20 protein-coding genes and 1 tRNA gene are annotated in these 20635 nt (G+C 63.7%); 15 read left to right on the forward strand and 6 right to left on the reverse strand.

Annotated elements, in window-relative coordinates; genetic code table 11:
• The first annotated feature begins 183 nt into the window (after positions 1 to 183).
• Complete coding sequence (gene nadB / locus ACQKPS_RS15470; protein ID WP_427604740.1) at positions 184 to 1788, forward strand: L-aspartate oxidase; 1605 nt, start codon at positions 184 to 186, stop codon at positions 1786 to 1788.
• Here nadB and ACQKPS_RS15475 read toward each other — a convergent pair.
• Both ACQKPS_RS15475 and ACQKPS_RS15480 read right to left on the reverse strand, forming a co-directional pair.
• Complete coding sequence (locus ACQKPS_RS15475; RefSeq protein WP_254481222.1) at positions 1775 to 2236, reverse strand: protein YgfX; 462 nt, start codon at positions 2234 to 2236, stop codon at positions 1775 to 1777. The genes nadB and ACQKPS_RS15475 overlap by 14 nt on opposite strands.
• Positions 2220 to 2474 (reverse strand): succinate dehydrogenase assembly factor 2, encoded by a 255-nt coding sequence (locus ACQKPS_RS15480; protein WP_427604743.1) that lies wholly within the window; start codon positions 2472 to 2474, stop codon positions 2220 to 2222. Before ACQKPS_RS15480 ends, ACQKPS_RS15475 begins: the two co-directional genes overlap by 17 nt.
• Positions 2475 to 2607: 133 nt before the next feature.
• Between ACQKPS_RS15480 and ACQKPS_RS15485 the strand changes: the two genes are divergently transcribed.
• On the forward strand, positions 2608 to 3549 hold the full coding sequence (locus ACQKPS_RS15485; protein ID WP_427604745.1) for a YgfZ/GcvT domain-containing protein: 942 nt from the start codon (positions 2608 to 2610) through the stop codon (positions 3547 to 3549).
• Positions 3550 to 3580: 31 nt separating this feature from the next.
• Positions 3581 to 4387 (forward strand): HDOD domain-containing protein, encoded by an 807-nt coding sequence (locus ACQKPS_RS15490; protein WP_254481224.1) that lies wholly within the window; start codon positions 3581 to 3583, stop codon positions 4385 to 4387.
• Between the two features lie 65 nt (positions 4388 to 4452).
• On the opposite strand, the gene ACQKPS_RS15495 is transcribed toward ACQKPS_RS15490, so the two are convergent.
• Both ACQKPS_RS15495 and ACQKPS_RS15500 read right to left on the reverse strand, forming a co-directional pair.
• Positions 4453 to 5832: a sensor histidine kinase gene (locus tag ACQKPS_RS15495; protein ID WP_427604747.1), complete on the reverse strand. Its 1380-nt coding sequence runs from the start codon at positions 5830 to 5832 to the stop codon at positions 4453 to 4455.
• Complete coding sequence (locus ACQKPS_RS15500) at positions 5825 to 6496, reverse strand: response regulator (RefSeq protein WP_054885013.1); 672 nt, start codon at positions 6494 to 6496, stop codon at positions 5825 to 5827. The genes ACQKPS_RS15495 and ACQKPS_RS15500 overlap by 8 nt, the downstream gene beginning before the upstream one ends.
• A gap of 200 nt (positions 6497 to 6696) precedes the next feature.
• Between ACQKPS_RS15500 and ACQKPS_RS15505 the strand changes: the two genes are divergently transcribed.
• The 5 genes from ACQKPS_RS15505 (at position 6697) to ACQKPS_RS15525 (ending at position 12150) form a co-directional block, all read left to right on the forward strand.
• Entirely contained in the window at positions 6697 to 7986 is a 1290-nt protein-coding gene (locus ACQKPS_RS15505; protein ID WP_427604749.1) for an OprD family porin, read from the forward strand.
• Positions 7987 to 8029: 43 nt separating this feature from the next.
• Entirely contained in the window at positions 8030 to 9010 is a 981-nt protein-coding gene (locus ACQKPS_RS15510; protein WP_283723755.1) for a Bug family tripartite tricarboxylate transporter substrate binding protein, read from the forward strand.
• Between the two features lie 139 nt (positions 9011 to 9149).
• The gene (locus ACQKPS_RS15515; protein ID WP_254481227.1) at positions 9150 to 9608 is read left to right on the forward strand and encodes a tripartite tricarboxylate transporter TctB family protein; all 459 of its coding nucleotides are present in this window, start codon (positions 9150 to 9152) and stop codon (positions 9606 to 9608) included.
• A 3-nt stretch (positions 9609 to 9611) separates the two neighbouring features.
• Entirely contained in the window at positions 9612 to 11126 is a 1515-nt protein-coding gene (locus tag ACQKPS_RS15520; protein ID WP_254481228.1) for a tripartite tricarboxylate transporter permease, read from the forward strand.
• Positions 11119 to 12150: an AbrB family transcriptional regulator gene (locus ACQKPS_RS15525; RefSeq protein WP_427604751.1), complete on the forward strand. Its 1032-nt coding sequence runs from the start codon at positions 11119 to 11121 to the stop codon at positions 12148 to 12150. The genes ACQKPS_RS15520 and ACQKPS_RS15525 overlap by 8 nt, the downstream gene beginning before the upstream one ends.
• A gap of 27 nt (positions 12151 to 12177) precedes the next feature.
• Here ACQKPS_RS15525 and ung read toward each other — a convergent pair whose 3' ends face one another.
• Positions 12178 to 12870, reverse strand: a complete 693-nt coding sequence (ung, locus tag ACQKPS_RS15530) for a uracil-DNA glycosylase (RefSeq protein WP_186601325.1) — start codon at positions 12868 to 12870, stop codon at positions 12178 to 12180.
• A 126-nt stretch (positions 12871 to 12996) separates the two neighbouring features.
• On the opposite strand from ung, the gene ACQKPS_RS15535 reads away from it, so the two are divergent.
• Positions 12997 to 14106, forward strand: coding sequence for an enoyl-CoA hydratase/isomerase family protein (locus ACQKPS_RS15535; RefSeq protein WP_427604753.1), 1110 nt, complete (start codon positions 12997 to 12999; stop codon positions 14104 to 14106).
• Positions 14107 to 14111: 5 nt separating this feature from the next.
• Here ACQKPS_RS15535 and ACQKPS_RS15540 read toward each other — a convergent pair whose 3' ends face one another.
• Positions 14112 to 14552: a hypothetical protein gene (locus ACQKPS_RS15540; protein ID WP_427604755.1), complete on the reverse strand. Its 441-nt coding sequence runs from the start codon at positions 14550 to 14552 to the stop codon at positions 14112 to 14114.
• A 213-nt stretch (positions 14553 to 14765) separates the two neighbouring features.
• Between ACQKPS_RS15540 and ACQKPS_RS15545 the strand changes: the two genes are divergently transcribed.
• The 6 genes from ACQKPS_RS15545 to ACQKPS_RS15570 all read left to right on the forward strand — a co-directional run bounded on the left by ACQKPS_RS15545 (position 14766) and on the right by ACQKPS_RS15570 (position 20533).
• Positions 14766 to 16256: a sensor domain-containing diguanylate cyclase gene (locus ACQKPS_RS15545; protein WP_427604757.1), complete on the forward strand. Its 1491-nt coding sequence runs from the start codon at positions 14766 to 14768 to the stop codon at positions 16254 to 16256.
• A complete protein-coding gene (locus tag ACQKPS_RS15550) occupies positions 16249 to 16479 on the forward strand; it encodes a cysteine-rich CWC family protein (protein ID WP_427604760.1) in 231 nt (76 codons plus the stop codon). The genes ACQKPS_RS15545 and ACQKPS_RS15550 overlap by 8 nt, the downstream gene beginning before the upstream one ends.
• A gap of 43 nt (positions 16480 to 16522) precedes the next feature.
• On the forward strand, positions 16523 to 17224 hold the full coding sequence (locus tag ACQKPS_RS15555) for a pseudouridine synthase (RefSeq protein WP_427604762.1): 702 nt from the start codon (positions 16523 to 16525) through the stop codon (positions 17222 to 17224).
• A gap of 324 nt (positions 17225 to 17548) precedes the next feature.
• Positions 17549 to 18448 (forward strand): alpha/beta fold hydrolase, encoded by a 900-nt coding sequence (locus tag ACQKPS_RS15560; RefSeq protein ID WP_427604764.1) that lies wholly within the window; start codon positions 17549 to 17551, stop codon positions 18446 to 18448.
• Positions 18449 to 18559: 111 nt separating this feature from the next.
• Positions 18560 to 18633 (forward strand) — tRNA-Gly (locus ACQKPS_RS15565).
• Positions 18634 to 18832: 199 nt separating this feature from the next.
• Entirely contained in the window at positions 18833 to 20533 is a 1701-nt protein-coding gene (locus ACQKPS_RS15570; protein ID WP_254481236.1) for a SulP family inorganic anion transporter, read from the forward strand.
• Positions 20534 to 20635 lie beyond the last annotated feature (102 nt).

Below are 20635 nucleotides of genomic sequence, written 5' to 3' on the forward strand. Positions count from 1 at the left end.
ATAGGATTTCCGGCCGTGTCGGAAAGTTCCCACAAAGATTGACGCAACGTCCGTAGTGGCATGGAAATTGGCTACCGCAGGCTGCTATAAAGGCACCCCGGCCAGTATTCACGATAGTTTCACATTGCCATCTGCACGTGACTATTGTGCCGCGCCCTTTCCAAAGATTACTAGTGTCCCGACATGAGCCAACAATTCCAACATGATGTCCTGGTGATCGGCAGCGGCGCAGCCGGTCTCAGCCTGGCACTGAACCTCCCCGGCCACCTGCGCATTGCCGTGCTGAGCAAGGGCGACCTGGCCAACGGCTCGACCTTCTGGGCCCAGGGCGGGGTCGCCGCCGTACTCGACGACACCGATACCGTGCAGTCGCATGTCGAAGATACGCTCAATGCCGGCGGCGGCCTGTGCAACGAAGAGGCTGTGCGCTTTACCGTCGAGCACAGCCGCGAAGCCATCGAATGGCTGATCGAGCAAGGTGTACCGTTTACCCGTGACGAGCACTACAGCGTTGATGATGGCGGTTTCGAATTCCACTTGACCCGTGAAGGCGGCCACAGCCACCGACGCATCATCCATGCTGCCGACGCCACCGGCGCGGCAATTTTCACCACGCTGCTGGAGCAAGCCCGCAAGCGCCCGAACATCGAGCTTCTGGAGCAGCGCGTGGCGGTCGACCTGATCACCGAGCGCCGCCTGGGCCTGGCGGGTGACCGATGCCTGGGAGCTTACGTACTGAACCGCAACAGCGGAGAAGTCGACACCTTCGGCGCGCGCTTCACCGTGCTTGCCACGGGGGGCGCAGCCAAGGTCTACCTCTATACCAGCAACCCTGACGGCGCCTGCGGCGATGGCATTGCCATGGCCTGGCGCGCCGGCTGTCGGGTGGCGAACCTGGAGTTCAACCAGTTCCACCCGACCTGCCTGTACCACCCCCAGGCCAAGAGCTTCCTGATCACCGAAGCCCTGCGTGGCGAAGGTGCGCTGTTGCGCCTGCCCAACGGCGAGCGTTTCATGCCGCGCTTCGACCCGCGTGAAGAACTGGCACCGCGCGATATCGTCGCCCGTGCCATCGACCACGAAATGAAGCGGCTGGGCGTCGACTGTGTCTACCTGGACATCACCCACAAGCCGGCCGATTTCATCAAGGGCCACTTCCCGACCGTCTATGAGCGCTGCCTGGGCTTCGGCATCGACATCACCCGCCAGCCGATCCCGGTGGTGCCGGCGGCCCATTACACTTGTGGCGGGGTCATGGTCGATGATCGTGGCCAAACCGATGTCCCTGGCCTGTACGCCATCGGCGAAACCAGCTTCACCGGCCTGCATGGCGCCAACCGCATGGCCAGCAACTCGTTGCTGGAGTGCTTCGTCTATGGCCGTGCCGCAGCGGCGGACATCGAGGCGCACCTGGATCAGATCGCCATGCCCAGGGCCCTGCCCTGCTGGGATGCCAGCCAAGTCACTGACTCCGACGAAGACGTGATCATCGCGCACAACTGGGACGAGCTGCGGCGCTTCATGTGGGACTACGTGGGTATCGTGCGCACCAGCAAACGCCTGCAGCGCGCCGAGCATCGGGTTCGCCTGCTACTCGACGAGATCGACGAGTTCTACAGCAACTACAAGGTCAGCCGCGACCTGATCGAACTGCGCAACCTGGCCCAGGTAGCCGAACTGATGATTCGCTCGGCAATGCAGCGCAAGGAAAGCCGCGGGCTGCACTACACCCTGGATTACCCGGGGATGCTGCCCGAGGCCAAGGACACCATCCTCAGCCCGGCCTGAAAAAGGCGTCGAACCTGCGCCGGCTGAATTTCAGCCTCACCCGCAAACGTCGGTGCAGGTCAGTGCCCAAGGCATCCCGCGGCACGCATTGGCTCTCACCCAGCCAGTGCCCTGCCCTGACGAACCGCAACACCACCAGCCCCGGCAGCGCCACGCTGTCCCGACACAAGCCCACCGGCTGCCAGCCCAGCGCCCGGCTGAAGACGTGCCAGCCAGACGCATCGCGGCGCAAACCGGTAACGGCACGGGGATGAGTCAGCAGGATACGTCGGGGAATCACCCAGCGACCGTGGGCGATACAAGCAGCCAGGATACAAAAGCCAAGCCACCAGGGCAGCGCGCTCAGCCACAAGACCAGCAGCGCCAGCACCTGGCAACCCAGATAGGCCGCCAGCAACAGGCGTGAGCCCTGCCAGCGACACTGGAAACACTCACTTGGGCTGGACACGATCCAGAATGATGCGGACCATGCGCTGCAGCTCCGGGTCTTCCGACTCGGTGCGCTCCATGAACCAGCCGAACATGTCCTGATCTTCACAGCCCAACAGACGGACATAAAGTTCGCGGTCGGCTTCGCTCAGGGTCGGGTAGACCTCCTGGGTGAATGGCACCAGCAGTACGTCCAGTTCCAGCATGCCGCGGCGGCTGTGCCAGAAAAGCCGGTTGAGTTCAGTTTGTTCGACCATGGGGCCCTCCTCGAATGGTCGCGCAGTATACCGCGCAGTGAACGAAGCGGCACAGGGCGTTGGTCTAGTCACCTACCTATTTTGTTACTGGCGTTCTATGATGGCCGCCAGTCTTTAGCCACCGCGATGACCCATGGCCGATTCCGCTTTCTTCAGCCCCTTGTCCCACGAGGGCATCCTCGCCGTCCGCGGCTCCGACGCCGGCAAGTTCCTGCAGGGCCAGCTGACCTGCAACATCAACTACCTCAGCCTCGAGCACGCCAGCCTTGGCGCGCGCTGCATGGTCAAGGGGCGCATGCAGTCCAGCTTCCGCATCCTGCCCGAGGGCAACGGTTACCTGCTGGCCATGGCCAGCGAGTTGCTGGAGCCACAACTGGCCGACCTGAAGAAGTACGCCGTCTTTTCAAAGGCCACGCTCACTGATGAGAGCGCAGCCTGGGCACGCTTCGGCTTGCAAAGTGGCGGCACCGCACTGCAGGCACTGGGGCTGGACCTTCCGCCAGCAGCGGGTAGCACCGCTCGCCATGATGGCCTGATCGCTATCTCCGTCTCTGCCGACCGTGCCGAACTTTGGGTACCGGCAGCCCAGGCCGACAGCGTTCGCCAACAGCTGGCAGCCGCGTTGCCGCAAGGCAGCCTCAACGACTGGCTGCTAGGGCAGGTGCGCGCCGGTATCGGCCAGGTCATGGGCCCGACCCGTGAGTTGTTCATCCCGCAGATGATCAACCTGCAGGCCGTTGATGGCGTGAGCTTCAAGAAAGGCTGCTACACCGGCCAGGAAATCGTCGCGCGCATGCAGTATCTGGGCAAGCTCAAGCGCCGCCAGTACCGGCTGGCACTTGAGCAGCAGGATATCCCCGTTCCGGGGACGGAAATCTTCTCACCGACCCATGGCTCGTCGGTGGGCGAGGTGGTGCTGGCCGCCAGCACCGGCCAGGGCTGCGAGCTGCTTGCCGTGCTCAGCGCCGAGTCGGTGGAGGACGACAACCTGCACCTGGGCGGCCTCGAAGGCCCTCGCCTGCAGGTCCTGAGCCTGCCGTACGTGCTGGACCGCGATCAGGAAATCCAGCGCTGAACAGTGCACCACCCTTGCCGTTGAGACGTTCATGAACAAGCTGGCCGAGATGGTTCAAGCGCAGTTGCTGGCTGCCATCGACAATGATGACCTGGTCCTGCCCACCCTGCCCGAGGTAGCCCTGAGCATTCGCGAGGCCGCCGAAGACAGCGAGATCAGCGTTGCCGCCCTGAGCAAGGTGATCGGCCGTGACGCCGCCCTGTCGGCGCGCCTGATCAAGGTGGTCAACAGCCCGCTGTTGCGTGCCGCGGTCGAAGTCACCGACTTGCACACGGCCATCACCCGCATGGGCATCAACTACAGCTGCAACCTGGCCATCGGCCTGGTGATCGAACAGATCTTCCATGCCCGCTCGCCGGCAGTCGAACAGAAACTGCGCGACATTTGGTCGAACAGCCTTGAAGTTGCCGGCATCAGCTACGAAATTTGCCGGCGCTTCACCCAACTGAAACCGGACCAGGCGACGCTCGGTGGGCTGGTCCACCAGATCGGTGCTCTACCGGTGCTGATCTACGCCGAAGAACACAACGAGCTGATTTCCGACCCGGTCTGCCTGCACTATGTGATCGAGCAGATCCAGCCAGTATTGGGCGACAAGATCCTTTCTTCATGGGAGTTTCCCGAGCAGTTGGTCAACCTGCCGAGCCAGGTCCAGGACCTGGACCGGCGCACCGACAAGGTGGACTACATCGACGTGGTGCAGATCGCCAAGTGCCTGAGCCAGCGCGCGCGCAGCCGGCCGTTGGCGGCGTTGCCGGCCTATCGCCACCTGGGGCTTCCCTTTGGTACCGAGCTGGAGGTTGCCGAGCTGCTGGAAGCGCGAAGCATGTTGCGCTGATTTCATGCTGCCTGTGCGGGCCTCTTCGCGGGTTTACCCGCGAAGAGGCCCGCACAGGCAGCACATCAGTCGGCGATGAAACTCACCCGCACCTTCAACCCGCCCCTCTCGCCATCATGCAGGCTGATCTGCGCCAGGTGCGCCCGGCAGATCTCGCCGACGATGGCCAACCCCAGCCCACTGCCCTGCACACCCCGCCGGTAGAACCGCTCAAACACCCGCTCGCGCTCATCTTCGGGGATTCCGGGCCCATCGTCTTCGACTTCCAGAACCGCCGGGGCCAGCACCCGCAAGATCACATTGCCGCCCGCCGGGGTATGCGCCAGCGCATTGTCGACCAGGTTGCTGAGCAGTTCGTTGAGCAGCGTCGGCTCGCCCTTCAACCACACCGGCGCCTCGGCCTCCAGCGCCAAGGCTACGCCCCGGTTGTAGGCCAGTGGCGCCATGGCCATGCCCAATTCACGGGCCAGCTGGCTCAAGTCCAGGCGCTGGGCACCGCCTTCGGCAATCGCTCGCGCACCGTTCTCGACCCGCGCCAGCGACAGTAACTGATTGGCCAGATGAGTCAGGCGATCAGTGCCTTGTGCAGCCGACTCCAGGGTCTGCCGCCATTCTTCGGGCTGTTGCGAACGCAACCCCAGTTCGACCCGTGCCTTCAGTGCCGCCAGCGGCGTGCGCAGTTCGTGGGCAGCCTCGGCAATGAATTGTGCCTGGCGTTCGAACTGCCCGCGCAACCGCTCGGTGAAGTGGTTCAAGGCACGCACCAGGGGGCCCAGCTCACGCTGCACCTGGACCACCGGCAACGCCCGCAGGTCATCCGGCTGACGCTCCTCTACCGCCGTACGCAGGCGCTCCAGCGGGCGAAGTGCCGCGCTGACCGCGAACCCCACCATGACCAGCGCGCCCAGCGCCAGCATACCCAGCCGTAGCAGGGTGTCGGCCATCAACCCACGGGCCATGCGCACCCGCGCCTCTTCGGTCTCGGCCACGCGGATTTCCGCCATGCCGTTCATGTTCGGCTCGCTCACCGCCTTCAGCAGGCTGACCACTCGTACATCCTGGCCAAGGTAGGTGGCGTCGTAGAAGCGCGCCAGCGCCGGATAGTCGTCGGTGCGTGGCGTGCCGGGCGGCGGTGGCGGCAAGTGCTCGTAACCGGAAATCAGCTTCTGGTTGATGTCCAGAACCTGGTAGTAGATACGCCCGGCGCTGTCGTAGGCGAAAGTGTCCAGCGCCACATAGGGCACATCGGCGCTCAGGCTGCCGTCACGCTGGGACAGCCCGGCAGCGATGGTCCGCGCCGACGCCAGCAAGGTGCGGTCATACGCGGTATCGGCTGCTTCACGACCGTTCCAGTAGGCGCTGAGGCCGCTGGCCAGCATCAGCACCACCAGCAGCAGTGCCAGGTTGCCCAGCAACCGCCCGCGCAGGCTGCCGTTGTCACGCATCGCGGTGCTCGAGCAGGTAACCCAGGCCACGGAAGGTGACGATGGCGACCGAGTGGCCGTCGAGCTTCTTGCGCAGGCGATGGATGTAGATTTCGATGGCATCAGGGCTTGCTTCTTCATCCAGGCCGAATACCTGGGCGGCCAGCTGTTCCTTGCTCATCACCCGGCCCGGGCGGGCGATCAAAGCCTCCAGCACGCTCTGCTCGCGCGAGGTCAGGGTCAGGTTGTCCTCGCCAAGGCTGAAGCGCCGGGTGTCCAGGTCATAGACCAGCGGCCCGCAGCGCTGCTGGCGTTCGCCGCCCAGCACACTGCGCCTGAGCAGCGCTTTGACCCGTGCTTCAAGCTCGGTCAGTTCGAACGGCTTGGCCAGGTAATCATCGGCGCCAAGGTTCAGGCCATGCACACGGTCCTTCACATCGCTGCGCGCGGTGAGCATCAGCACCGGCAGAGTCTTGCCACGGCCACGCAGGCGCGCCAGCACCTCGAATCCGTCCATCCGCGGCAGGCCCACGTCGAGCACGGCAACGGCATATTCCTCGCTGGCCAACGCCAGGTCGGCAGCCACGCCATCGTGCAATACATCCACGGTCAGGCCTTGGCTCTTCAGGGCCTGGGCCACGCTTTCGGCCAGTTGCAGATGGTCTTCGACCAACAGCACACGCATCGGATTCTCCCTGCTCGGGTGGGGCGGTGGCGCGGAGTGTACCGCTGTCGGCAAGCCTGTGAAGCCCCTCGGAACAAACCTTTCTCGCTGAAAGGTTAGCGAAAGGTTCATTACCTAGCATCGCACCACGGTCGCCCCACGCGCCGAAAAAAGCACCAGCAAGGTGCAACGAATAAGAACAAAAAAACGGAGTCATCCCGATGCTGTCATCGCAGCCTCAGGCGTTCGCGCCTAGCCGTTCCCTGTCCGCACGCCCTTCTGCCATCGCCGGTGCCCTTGCACTTGCCGGTGTCGCCCCGTTGAGCCAGGCCGCCTTCTTCGAAGACAGCACGGCGACCTTCGAAACCCGCAACATGTACTTCAACCGCGACTTCCGCGATGGCACCAGCGCACAACAATCCAGGCGCGACGAGTGGGCCCAGGGCTTCATGCTCAACTTCGAGTCCGGCTACACCGATGGCACCGTAGGCTTCGGCCTGGATGCGCTGGGCATGATGGGCATCAAGCTCGACTCCAGCCCCGACCGCACCGGCACCGGCCTGCTGCCGACCCACGATGACGGCAAGGCCGCCGACGAGTATTCCAAGCTCGGCCTGACCGGCAAGGTGAAAGTGTCGAAGACCGAACTGAAGATCGGTACCCTGATCCCTGAACTGCCGACCCTGCAGCCCAATGATGGTCGCATCCTGCCGCAAACCTTCGAAGGTGGCCTGCTGACCTCCCAGGAGATCAAGGGCCTGACCTTCACCGGCGGGCGCCTGGACAAGGCCAAGGACCGCAACGACACCAACTGGGAAGACCTGGCCCTCAACAACAAGAATGGCCGTTTCGGCGGCACCTTCAGTGCCGACAACCTCGACCTGGCCGGCCTGGACTACAAATTTACCGACCGCATCACCGGCAGCTACCACTTCGCCCAGCTCGACGACATCTACCGCCAGCACTTCATCGGCATGCTGGCCACCCAGCCCTGGGGCCCGGGCACCTTCGGTGCCGACGTGCGCCTGGCGATCAGCGACGATGCGGGCGCGGCGAAGGCCGGGCGGATCGACAACACCACGTTCAACACGATGCTCAGCTACAGCCTGGGCGGGCACAAGGTCAGCGCCGCCTGGCAGCAGCTGTCGGGTGACAGCGCCTTCCCGTACATCGATGGCGCCGACCCGTACCTGGTCAACTTCGTCCAGATCAACGACTTCGCCGGCGCCGACGAACGCTCGTGGCAAGCGCGCTACGACTACAACTTCGCCGCCCTCGGCGTCCCCGGCCTGACCTTCATGACCCGCTACATCAATGGCGACAACGTCAGCCGTGCCGCCGGTGGCGAGGGCAAGGAGTGGGAGCGCAACACCGAACTGAAGTACGTGGTACAAAGCGGCCCGTTGAAGAACGTCGCCGTGCGCCTGCGCAACGCCACCTTCCGCTCCAACTTCGCTCGCGATGCGGACGAAGTGCGGCTGCTGGTGAGCTACAGCGTAGCGCTCTGGTAACCCCTGCGGTAACCCAAAACAAAAACGCTCACGGAGACATTCGATGACCTTTTCACTGCGCCGCCTCGTCCTCGCCACCGGCTGCCTGCTGTTGGCCGGCAATGCCCTCGCCGCCGAACCGAAACGCCCTGAATGCATCGCCCCGGCTTCGCCCGGCGGTGGTTTCGACCTGACCTGCAAACTGGTGCAGAGCGCCCTGGTGGAGGAGAAGATCCTCAGCAAGCCGATGCGCGTGACCTACATGCCAGGCGGTGTCGGTGCAGTCGCCTACAACGCCGTGGTCGCCCAGCGCCCGGCCGACGCTGGCACCCTGGTGGCCTGGTCCAGTGGTTCGCTGCTGAACCTGGCCCAGGGCAAGTTCGGCCGCTTCGACGAGAACGCGGTGAAATGGCTGGCCGCGGTCGGCACCAGCTACGGCGCGATCGCAGTGAAGAGTGATTCGCCGTACAAGACCCTCGATGACCTGGTCGCTGCACTGAAGGCGGACCCGGGCAAGGTGGTGATCGGCTCCGGCGGCACCGTCGGCAGCCAGGACTGGATGCAGACCGCACTCATCGCCAAGGCCGCTGGCATCAACCCGCGCGACCTGCGCTACGTGGCCCTGGAGGGCGGCGGCGAGATCGCCACCGCGCTGCTGGGTGGGCACATCCAGGTTGGCTCCACCGACATATCCGACTCCATGCCACACATCCAGAGCGGCAACATGCGCATCCTCGCGGTGTTCTCGGAACATCGCCTGGACGAGCCGGAAATGAAAGACATCCCCACCGCCAAGGAACAGGGCTACGACATCGTCTGGCCGGTGGTGCGCGGCTTCTATCTGGGGCCGAAGGTGAGCGACGAAGACTACGCCTGGTGGAAAGACTCGTTCGACAAGATGCTGGCATCGGAGGACTTCGCCAAGCTGCGTGACCAGCGCGAGCTGTTCCCGTTCGCCATGACCGGCGCGGAGCTGGACGGCTATGTGAAGAAGCAGGTGACTGAGTACAAGGCACTGGCCAAGGAATTCGGCCTGATCCAGTAAGCCCCTACGACCTTTCACCGCTCCCTGTGGGAGCGGGTTTACCCGCGAAGGCGTCAGCTCAGGCATCTCCGTTTTCGCGCCTGACGCTTTCGCGGGTGAACCCGCTCCCACAGGGCCCGCGTCCAACGAGGACTCTCTGATGATCCTGCAACGCATCTTCGCCCTGGTCCTGCTGGCGGTGTGCGCCGCCCTGGCCGTGATGGCCTGGCCCTACCAGGCCGCGTTTTCCTACGAACCGGTGGGGCCACGCGCCTACCCGCTGCTGATGCTCGGCCTGATGAGCCTGGGCTTGCTGTACCTGGCCATCCGTCCCACGCCCATCGTGCGCAAGGACGACGAGCCGGCGCTCGACCGCGAAACCCTGATCAAGATCACCGCCTGCGTCGGCCTGCTGATCATCTTCGCCGCGACCTTTGAAGCCCTGGGCTTCATCCTCAGCGCGATCCTGGTCGGCATCCCCATGGCGCGCCTGTATGGCGGCCGCTGGTTGAACAACACCCTCGTGGTGGTGGGCATGAGCGTGTTCCTCTACTGGCTGTTCGATCGCGTCATGGACGTACCCCTGCCCCTCGGCCTGCTGAGCGTACTGGAGAACTGACACATGGATACCTTGAGCTACCTGGGCCAGGGCTTCGGCGTCGCCCTGTCCCCTTACAACCTGGTCACCGCCCTGTCGGGCACGCTGATCGGAACCGTGGTCGGTCTGCTGCCGGGCCTGGGGCCGATCAACGGCGTGGCCCTGCTGATCCCGATCGCCTTTGCCCTGGGCCTGCCACCGGAGTCGGCGCTGATCCTGCTGGCCGCGGTGTACCTGGGTTGCGAATACGGCGGCCGGATCAGCTCGATCCTGCTGAACATCCCGGGCGAAGCCTCGACCGTGATGACCACCCTCGATGGCTACCCGATGGCGCGCCAAGGCCTGGCCGGCGTGGCCTTGTCGCTGTCGGCATGGAGTTCGTTCATCGGCGCGCTCATCGCCACCTGCGGCATGGTGCTGTTCGCCCCGCTGCTGGCGAAATGGGCGATTGCCTTCGGCCCTGCGGAATACTTCGTGTTGATGGTGTTCGCCATCGTCGCCCTCGGCGGCATGGCCGGAGACAAGCCTCTGAAGACCTTCATCGCCGCGCTGATCGGCCTGTTCCTCTCGGCGGTCGGCATCGATGCCAACAGCGGCGTGTACCGCTTCACGGGTGACAGCGTGCACCTGGCCGACGGCATCCAGTTCGTGGTGCTGGTGCTGGGCCTGTTCTCCATCAGCGAGATCCTCTTGCTGCTGGAGAAGACCCACCATGGCCACCAGGCAGTGAAGGCCACCGGGCGCATGCTGTTCAACTTCAAGGAAGCGGCCTCGGTGTTCGTGGTCAACATCCGTTGCGGCCTGTTGGGCTTCATCATGGGGGTGCTGCCGGGTGCCGGCGCGACCCTGGCCAGCGCCGTGGCCTACATGACCGAGAAACGCATCGCCGGAGAAAAGGGCACGTTCGGCAAAGGCGACGCCCGCGGCCTGGCTGCCCCGGAAACCGCCATCGGTGCTTCCTGCTGCGGCGCCCTGGTGCCAATGCTGACCCTCGGCGTTCCCGGCTCGGGCACCACGGCGGTGATGATCGGCGCGCTGACCCTGTACAACATCACCCCAGGCCCGCTGCTGTTCGAACAGCAGCCAGACATCGTCTGGGGCCTGATCGCCTCGCTGTTCATCGCCAACATCATGCTGGTGATCCTGAACATCCCGATGATCCGCATCTTCACCCGCATCCTCGCCGTGCCGAACTGGGCGCTGGTGCCGGTGATCGCGATCATCACCGCGATCGGCGTGTACGCGGTGCATGCCACCACCTTCGACCTGTTCCTGATGGTCGGCATCGGCATCATGGGCTACATCCTGCGCAAGCTGGACTTCCCGCTGTCGCCTATCCTGCTCGGCTTCATCCTCGGCGGGCTGATGGAGCAGAACCTGCGCCGGGCACTGTCGATTTCCAACGGCGAGCTGGGCATCCTCTGGTCGAGCCCGATCAGCATGTCGGTGTGGGTGCTGGTCGTCTGCATGCTGACGTTGCCGCTGCTGCGCATCTGGCGCAAGCGCAGCCTGCAGCGCCGGGCCATGGCGGATGCCTGATCGCTCACTGCCGCTGTTTGTCGCAACCGGGCTGGTCGGCCTTGCTGGCGGTTTTGCCGCCAGCAAGGTCGGCTGGCCTTTGCCGTGGATGGTCGGTGCGTTGCTGGCGATCATCCTGGTGCGCTGCCTGACGCCCTGGCAGCTGCCGGAAATCCCCAATGGCCGCAAGTGCGGGCAATGCATCATCGGTATCGGGATCGGCCTGCACTTCACCCCGGCGGTGATCGAGCAGGTCGCCAGCCACTTCGTGCTGATCGTCTTCGGCGCACTGTTTACCACGCTTTCCAGCGTGATCAGCGTATGGCTGCTGCGGCGTACCGGCGAAGACCGCGCCACGGCGTTCTTCGCCAGCATGCCCGGTGGCTCGGGAGAGATGGTCAATCTTGGCGCTCGCAATGGCGCGGTACTCAGCCAGGTCGCGGCGGCGCAGAGCCTGCGCGTGCTGGCCGTGGTGCTGTGCGTGCCGGCGCTGTTCAAATTCCTGCTGGGTGACGGTGTGCCGCTGAATCACGCAGGCAGTGTCAGTTGGGGCTGGCTGGCGCTGATCGTGCCACTGGGCGTGGCGGTGGGCGTTGCCTGGCAGCGCCTGCGCCAGCCCAACCCGTGGCTGTTCGGGCCGTTGCTGGTCGCCGCGTCGGTAAGCCTGGCGGGCAACCTGCAGATCGCCTTGCCCAACGGTGCCAGCCAGATCGGCCAGTGGCTGATCGGCAGCGGCCTGGCCTGCCACTTCAACCGTGCGTTCTTCCGCCGCGCCCCCTCCTTCCTCGCCCGCACATTGCTGGCCACGGCGCTGTGCATGGCGATTGCCGGCAGCGCAGCGTGGGTGTTGAGCGTGATGGCCGAACTGGACCTGCGTTCGCTGACCCTGGGCATGATGCCGGGCGGGATCGCCGAGATGAGCCTGACGGCCGAAACCCTGCAACTGTCGGTGCCGCTGGTGACGGCGCTGCAGGTGGTGCGGTTGATTCTGGTGCTGTTTCTGGCGGAGCCGTTGTTCCGCTACTGGGTCAAAAACCAGGGCTAGGGGGCTGCCAGGCCGCCCCGCCCATCTTCACAGTGGTGGCAACGCCCAGTTGATGGGCGCCATGCCACGCTGTTCGAGGAAGCTGTTGGTGCGGCTGAAGTGCCCGCAGCCGAGGAAACCGCGATAGGCCGACAGCGGCGACGGGTGCACCGACTTGAGTACCAGGTGCCGGGTGCCGTCAATCAGCTTCTGCTTGCTCTGGGCGTGTGCCCCCCACAGCAGGAACACCACGTTCGGGCACTGCTCGCTGACCACCTGGATGATCCGGTCGGTAAACGACTCCCAACCCTTCTTCGCATGCGAGGCGGCATTGGCGCGCTCTACGGTCATGGTCGTGTTGAGCAGCAGCACGCCCTGCTCGGCCCAGCTCTGCAGGTAGCCATGGCTGGCAATCGGGATGTTCAGGTCACGTTGCAGCTCTTTATAGATGTTGACCAGAGAAGGTGGCGCCGGCACGCCCGGCTGCACCGAGAAGCAAAGACCATGGGCCTGGCCCGGGCCGTGATACGGATCCTGGCCGAGGATCACCACCTTGACCTGATCCAGCGGCGTGGAATTGAGCGCATTGAAGATCAGCGGCCCTGGCGGATAGATTTCCTTGCCGGCAGCGTACTCCTGGCGCAGGAACTCGCGCAGCTGCTGCATGTAGGGCTGGTCGAACTCGGCGCGCAGCGCAGCCTTCCAGCTGGGTTCGAGTTTGATGCGATCGTCTTCAGTCATGGGGCCATCCGTAAACAATGGCGCGACACTAGGTAAGCCACTTGCCCTTGTCAATCGATCCGACCGACGACCGGCATGATCGGCCACGCAGGCCATACTTGGGGGATGACTTGTGCGAGGTAGCCCATGGCCATTCATTGCGAGGTACTCACCGGCGCCGATGGCGCCCGAATCGGCATCGCCACACTCGATGCCCCCAAGGCGCTCAATGCCCTCAACCTGCCGATGATCGAAGTGCTTGGCGACCAGCTGCACAGTTGGGCCAGCGACCCTGGGGTGGTCTGTGTGCTGTTGCGGGGCAATGGTGCCAAGGCTTTCTGCGCCGGCGGCGATGTGCGGGCGCTGGCCCAGGCCTGCCTGGCCCGCCCCGGCAGCGTCCCTGCCCTGGCTGCGACCTTCTTTGCCGCTGAATACCACCTGGATTACCGCCTGCATACCTACCCGAAACCGCTGCTGTGCTGGGGCCACGGGCATGTGCTGGGCGGCGGCATGGGGCTGTTGCAGGGCGCCAGTGTACGCATCGTCACCCCAAGCAGCCGCCTGGCCATGCCGGAAATCAGCATCGGCCTTTACCCGGATGTGGGGGCCAGCTGGTTTCTGGCCCGCCTGCCCGGCAAGCTCGGCTTGTTCCTGGGGCTGACCGGCGCACCGATCAACGCCCGAGATGCGCTCGATTTGGGCCTGGCTGATCGATTCCTTGGCGAGGAACAGCAAGAGGCATTGCTCGAGGAGCTGCTGCAATTGAACTGGCAGGAGCAGACCGACCTGCAGCTGAACAGCCTGCTCAAGGCCGAACAGCATCGCGCCTGGGCCGAACTGCCAGCGGCGCAATGGCTGCCGCGGCGCCAGGTGATCGACGAGCTGCTCGATGTGGCCGACCCGGCTGCCGCCTGGCGCGCCCTGGAAAACCTCAAGCATCACGCTGATCCATTGCTGGCCGAAGCCGGTCAACGGCTACATGAAGGCTGCCCGCTGACGGCGCACCTGGTCTGGGAGCAGATCCGACGTGCCCGGCATCTGTCACTGGCCCAGGTGTTCCAGATGGAATACAGCATGAGCCTCAATTGCTGCCGGCACCCGGAATTCAGTGAAGGCGTACGCGCTCGCCTGCTGGACAAAGACAACCAGCCACGCTGGCACTGGCCCGATGTGGCGCAGGTGCCAGCGGCGGTGGTCGAGGCGCATTTTGCCAAGGTGTGGGAAGGTCGGCATCCGTTGGCCGACCTGGGGGCATGAGGCCGTCAGCGGCGCCAGTCATGGTCCCTTCCGCGCCCACGATCCGACTGACGGTCGTCGTCCCCGCGGTTGTTCGAATGCCAGCGATCATGTTGGTAGCGCTGGCTGCCATCGCGATAGTCATGACGGTCGCGATCCCGGCCATAGTCGTAGCGCTGGCGATTGCCGTAGTCGTAGCGTAGATTGCCATGCCACTGGTTCATGCCCGGCGTCGGGCCCGGCCGGTAATAGGGAGCCGGTGCCGGCCGGTAGTAACGGGGCGCCGGCTGGTAGTAGTAGCGCGGCTGCGGCGTCACATAGTAGCGGTCATAGCGGTAATACCCCGGCGCGACATAACGATCGGTCGAATAGTATTCGGAACGGGAATAGCCACCGCCCTCGTAATAGGGCGCACAGGCGGACGTCATCAGACCCAGCAGGGCGATCAACAGAATTCGATAGGACATGGCGGCCTCCTGGACCGCTGGGGGTGCTCGAACAGCGGCGCTGGCGAGCGTCGACGCAAATGCGTTCATCGACAATGAATCAGACAACGGCACTCAGGTGCAGTGCCATTTCAGCAACAAATTGATACAGGTCGAAATAACCCTTAAAAACATGCAGTCATTTACGTGTCATCCCAATAGAATGAGCGCCCCGGCACACAACATGGGAAGATCATGCCCGCACGCTCCGCCCTGTTTTCACAGCGCTCGCTGATCCTCGCCTTGCTGTCGTTGCTGACCTGCGGCTTCCTCGCCACCTCGCTGATCAGCTATTTCGCCTCGCGCAGCACGATCCGCGACGGCATCATCAATACCGAACTGCCGCTCACCTCCGATACCGTCTATTCGGAAATCCAGAAAGACTTGATCCGCCCGGTGCTGATCGCCTCGATGATGGCGCAGGATACCTTCCTGCGCGACTGGGTACTGGCGGGTGAGCAGGATACCCAGCGCATCACTCGCTTTCTTGGCGAGGTCATGGGCAAGCAGGACACCTTCACCTCATTCTTCGTCTCCGACCGCACCCTTACGTACTACCAGGCCAAGGGCATTCTCAAACAGGTGGTACCGGACACCTGGCGCGACGCGTGGTACTTCCGCTTGCGCGAGCTGAATGCGCCGTATGAGATCAACGTCGACCTGGACATGGCCAACCAGGACAACCTGGCGGTGTTCATCAACTATCGTGTGCTGGACTACCAGCAACGCTTCATTGGCGCCACCGGGGTGGGCCTGAGTGTCAACGCGGTGATCAAGCTGATCGACAAGTACCAGCGCCGCTACCAGCGCTCTGTGTTCTTCACCGACGCCAAGGGCAAGGTCATCCTGACCGGCTCGGAGGGAGGCCCCTACGGCCTGAAGATCGGGCAGCCGTTGACGGACAATGCCGACCTGAGCGATTTGCTGGCGCAGCGCCCGACCCCCACCGAAGGCAGCCACGAGTACAAGGACAGCGAAGGCCACAGCCACTTCCTCAATGTACGGCAATTGCCCGAACTGGGCTGGTACCTGCTGGTTGACAAGCGCGAGACCGGAGCCCTGGACCCTATCCGCCACTCGCTGTACCTGAACCTGGTGATCTGCGCGATGATCACCCTGATCGTTCTGTTGCTGCTCAACGGCATGCTCAGGCGCCACCAAGTCAGTACCGAGGCGCTGGCAACCCTCGACAGCCTGACCGGGCTGCCCAACCGGCGCAGCTTCGACCTGCTGGCCGCGCAGGCCCTCCTGGCAGCCCAGCGCGATTGCGCGCCGTTGGTCGCCTTGCTGATCGACCTCGATCACTTCAAGGTGCTCAACGATACCCATGGCCACCTGGCAGGCGATGAAGTGCTGCGTCAGTTCGCCAACGTGCTGCAGGGCAGCCTGCGGCAGTCGGATATACTCTGCCGCTGGGGCGGTGAGGAATTCATCGTGCTGCTGCGTGAGGCCGAGGGCCGGCAGGCCATCGACGTGGCCGAGAAGATCCTTCGTGGTACCGAGCAATTGACGTTCAGCTACGAAGGCCAACCTTTACGCCTGACCACCAGTATCGGCCTGAGCGCCTTGCAGCCGGGTGATACCCTGCACGCCCTGCTGACTCGCGCAGACCGTGCGCTTTATCGTGCCAAGCAGGCCGGCCGCAACCGCGTCTGCAGTGAAACACCCGGAACCGGACATGAATGACAACCAGCACTGCCCCGCCTGCGGTGCCCTCAACCAGTGCAGCCTGGCCGACCCTCGCAGCGCCACCCAGGCCTGTTGGTGTTATGGCGTGACCATCGACCCCGCCGTACTCCAGGCCCTGCCTGCCGAACTGCGCGACAAGGCTTGCCTGTGCCCACGCTGCGCCGCTGTGGAAGAGCAACTGAAAACTGCAAGTGGGAGCAACCATCCTGCTCAATTCTAAAAGTTTGCCGCTCCCACAGTTTCCCCATTAATCAGAGACTTACATGCGCCTCGACCGCTTCCTCGCCAACCTGCCCTGCTACAACCGACAGCAAGTGCGCCTGCTGCTGGTGCAGCGCCGTGTGCGCCTGGACCATGAAGTGGTCAGCGACCCCAAGGCAGAGGTGCGGGCATTCAGCCGCGTGGAAGTGGACGGGCAACTGCTGCAGGCCGGCCGCCCCGCACGTTACCTGATGCTGCACAAGCCCACGGGCTGCGTCAGCGCCACGCATGATCCGCAGCACCGCACCGTGCTCGACCTGCTGCCCGGCGAATTGCGCGAGGACCTGCACATCGCCGGGCGCCTGGACTTCAACACCACCGGCCTGATGATCCTGACCAACGACGGCCAATGGTCGCGGCGCTTGACCCAACCGGCCACCAAGCTGCCCAAGCATTACCTGGTAGAAACCGAAGACGAGATCGGCGCGCACTATGTCGCCAAGTTCAGCGAAGGGTTCTATTTCGCCTTCGAAGACCTGACCACCCTGCCCGCCCGGCTCGACATCCTCGGCCCGCGTCAGGCTCGGCTGGCCATCGTCGAAGGACGCTACCACCAGATCAAGCGCATGTTCGGCCATTTCGACAACAAGGTGGTTGGCCTGCATCGCGAAAGCATGGGTACGATCCAGCTCGATCCGGGCTTGCAACCTGGCCAATTCAGGGCCCTGACAGCCGATGAAATCGCTTCGGTCCGAATGCCGTAATACCGCCATACGACCGCTGAGCGGCCCGAGTCACAAATTTGCGCAAACGGCACTTGCGGGATCGCTGTGCCACTGCTTGACTCCTAGCTTGTCAGTCCGCGAGTGACCAACCAGTCACGCCTGCGGTTCCTGGCACCTTTTGCCGGCCACCCGAAGCCCAGATGCCTTGGGGCACGGCAAATTGCCCGCCACAACAATATCGTCGACACATGTGCCAAGGATCGACACAGGGCTCCCCGATTTATTCAGGCGAATGCCTACCTGTCATAAAGAACGTGCACCCTAGGTGACGCGATTACCCTTTTTGCGCCAGGAGTCGATGACATGAGGCCAGAAATCGCTGTACTTGATATCCAAGGTCAGTATCGGGTTTACACGGAGTTCTATCGCGCGGATGCGGCCGAGAAGACGATCATCCTGATCAATGGGTCGTTGGCCACCACTGCCTCGTTCGCCCAGACGGTGCGCAACCTGCACCCGCATTTCAATGTTGTGTTGTACGACCAGCCCTATGCCGGCAAGTCAAAGCCCCACAACCGCCAGGAACGGCTGATCAGCAAGGAGGACGAAGCGCAGATCCTTCTCGAACTGATCGAGCGCTTCCAGTGCGATCACGTCATGTCCTTCTCCTGGGGCGGTGCCTGCACGCTGCTGGCGCTGGCGCACCAGCCGCGGCGGGTGAAGAAGGCAGTGGTCAGCTCGTTCTCACCGGTCATCAACGAGCCTATGCGCGACTACCTCGAACGTGGTTGCCAGTACCTGGCCGCCTGTGATCGCTACCAGGTCGGCAACCTGGTCAACGACACCATCGGCAAGTACCTGCCATCACTGTTCAAGCGCTTCAACTACCGGCATGTCAGCGGCCTGGACAGCCATGAGTACGCGCAGATGCACTTCCACATCAACGAAGTGCTGCAGCGTGACTTGCAACGGGCATTGAACGGCGCACGCAACATCGACATCCCGGTGCTGTTCATCAACGGCGAGCGCGACGAATACACCACCGTCGAAGATGCCCGGGAATTCGGCAAGCATATCGGCAACAGTCAGTTCAGCGTGATCCGCGACGCTGGCCACTTCCTCGACATGGAACACAAGGCAGCCTGTGATGACACCCGTAACGCCATGCTCGGGTTCCTCAAGCCGACCGTGCGCGAGGCCCGTCAACGCAGTTACGCATACATCCAGCAGGGGCAGCAGGGGCAGCATGCACTGGCCATTTGAGCGCATCGGCGCCGCGTACCCGACACCCGCAGGTCACGGGGCGCCGACCAGCTTTTTTATAACTTGGGCTTCTAATTTGGGGAGGGTTCTGGTAAAAAGTCCAGCGCATACGCGGGTATAGTTTAGTGGCAAAACGAAAGCTTCCCAAGCTTTAGTTGAGGGTTCGATTCCCTCTACCCGCTCCACATCTTGCATTTCCCCGCATGGCGTTCAGCAACGTCATCGCTGTCAAAAGGAGCCCAAGGCTCCTTTTTTCGATTCTGCCCTTTCATTGATATGGCCCATGGCCGCGTTCGATACCTTTCGCTTCAATTCGCTTGCAAGCGAAACGGCGTGGGGCGCATATGCTTCATGGAACCGTGAAACATTTCGAAAGGACGACGCATGTTTCTCTCCCGCTGGCTACCCGGCCTTGCCAACCTCCTGCACTACCGTCGTGAATGGTTCCAGCCCGACCTGCAGGCCGGGCTATCGGTGGCCGCGATCCAGATCCCCATCGCCATCGCCTACGCACAGATCGTCGGCCTGCCGCCGCAATACGGCCTGTACGCCTGCGTGCTGCCCATGATGGTCTATGCCCTGATCGGCAGCTCGCGGCAGTTGATGGTCGGCCCGGACGCTGCCACCTGCGCCATGATCGCTGGCGCCGTGGCGCCACTGGCCATGGGCGACCCGCATCGCATCGCCGAGCTGTCGGTGATCGTCACCGTGCTGGTCGGGGTGATGCTGATTGTCGCTGGCCTGGCGCGCGCCGGTTTCATCGCCAGCTTCTTCTCGCGGCCGATTTTGATCGGTTACCTCAACGGCATCGGCCTGAGCCTGATTGCCGGGCAACTGTCCAAGGTCGTGGGGTTCAAGATCGAGGGTGACGGCTTCATCCTCAGCGTGGTTAATTTCTTCCAGCGCCTGAACGAGATCCATTGGATGACCCTGGCCATCGGCCTGGCCGGGCTGGCGCTGCTGGTCTGGCTGCCGCGCCGCTACCCGCGCCTGCCAGCGGCCCTGGTGACCGTGGCGGTCTTTACGTTGCTGGTCGGCCTGCTCGGCCTGGACCGTTTTGGCGTCGCCATTCTCGGGCCCGTGCCATCCGGCATCCCCACGCTCGCCTGGCCGCACAGCAACCTCGGTGAAACCAAGAGCCTGCTGCGCGATGCCCTGGGCATCGCCACCGTGAGCTTCTGCAGCGCGATGCTCACCGCGCGCAGCTTCGCCGCGCGGCACGGCTATGCGATCAACGCCAACCATGAGTTCGTCGCCCTCGGCGTGAGCAACCTGGCCGCCGGTATTTCCCAAGGGTTTGCCATCAGCGGCGCCGACTCGCGCACGGCAGTCAATGACATGGTCGGAGGCAAGAGCCAGCTGGTCGGCATCATCGCCGCACTGGTCATCGCCTTGATCCTGCTGTTCTTCACCGCACCCATGGCGTGGATCCCGCAGGCGGTACTGGGCGCCGTGCTGCTGATGGCCGGCTGGGGCCTGATCGACATCAAGTCGCTGGGCAGCATCAGGCGCCTGAGCCGCTTCGAGTTCTGGCTGTGCCTGCTGACCACGGTTGGCGTGCTCGGTCTGGGCGTGCTGCCGGGCATCGTGTTTGCCGTGACCCTGGCGATCCTGCGCCTGCTCTACACCATCTACCAGCCCACCGACGCCGTGCTCGGGTGGCTGCCGGGCACCGAAGGCCAGGTCGACATCCGCAAGCACAAGGACGCCCGTACCGTGCCGGGTCTGGTGGTATACCGCTTCGACGACGCGATCCTGTTTTTCAACGCCGACTACTTCAAGATGCGCCTGCTCGAAGCGGTGCAAAGCCAGGCCCAGCCCCAGGCAGTGCTGTTCGATGCGGAAGCGGTCAGCAGCATCGACGTCAGCGGCATCGCCGCCCTGCGCGAAGTGCGCGACACCCTGACGGCACAAGGCATCCACTTCGCCATCGCCCGCGCACGCGGCACCTTCCTGCGCATGCTGGTGCGTTCGGGGCTAGCGCGGGAAATGGAAGACAAACTGCTGTTCGGCTCGGTGCGAGCGGGGATACGGGCCTATCGGGTTTGGCGGAACAGGAGTCGCAAGGAGCCAGTGGTTAAATAAAGAAGCGGACTACAGCGGAGCCGGAAAAGGACGATCTGCTTGCCAGTGCACCATCCGCTAGCCTCGTCATCCCACGCAGAATAAACGCTGGGACATCTTCCT

The organism is Pseudomonas sp. NPDC086566, from assembly GCF_050280885.1.
GTDB classification, from domain to species: domain Bacteria; phylum Pseudomonadota; class Gammaproteobacteria; order Pseudomonadales; family Pseudomonadaceae; genus Aquipseudomonas; species Aquipseudomonas vlassakiae.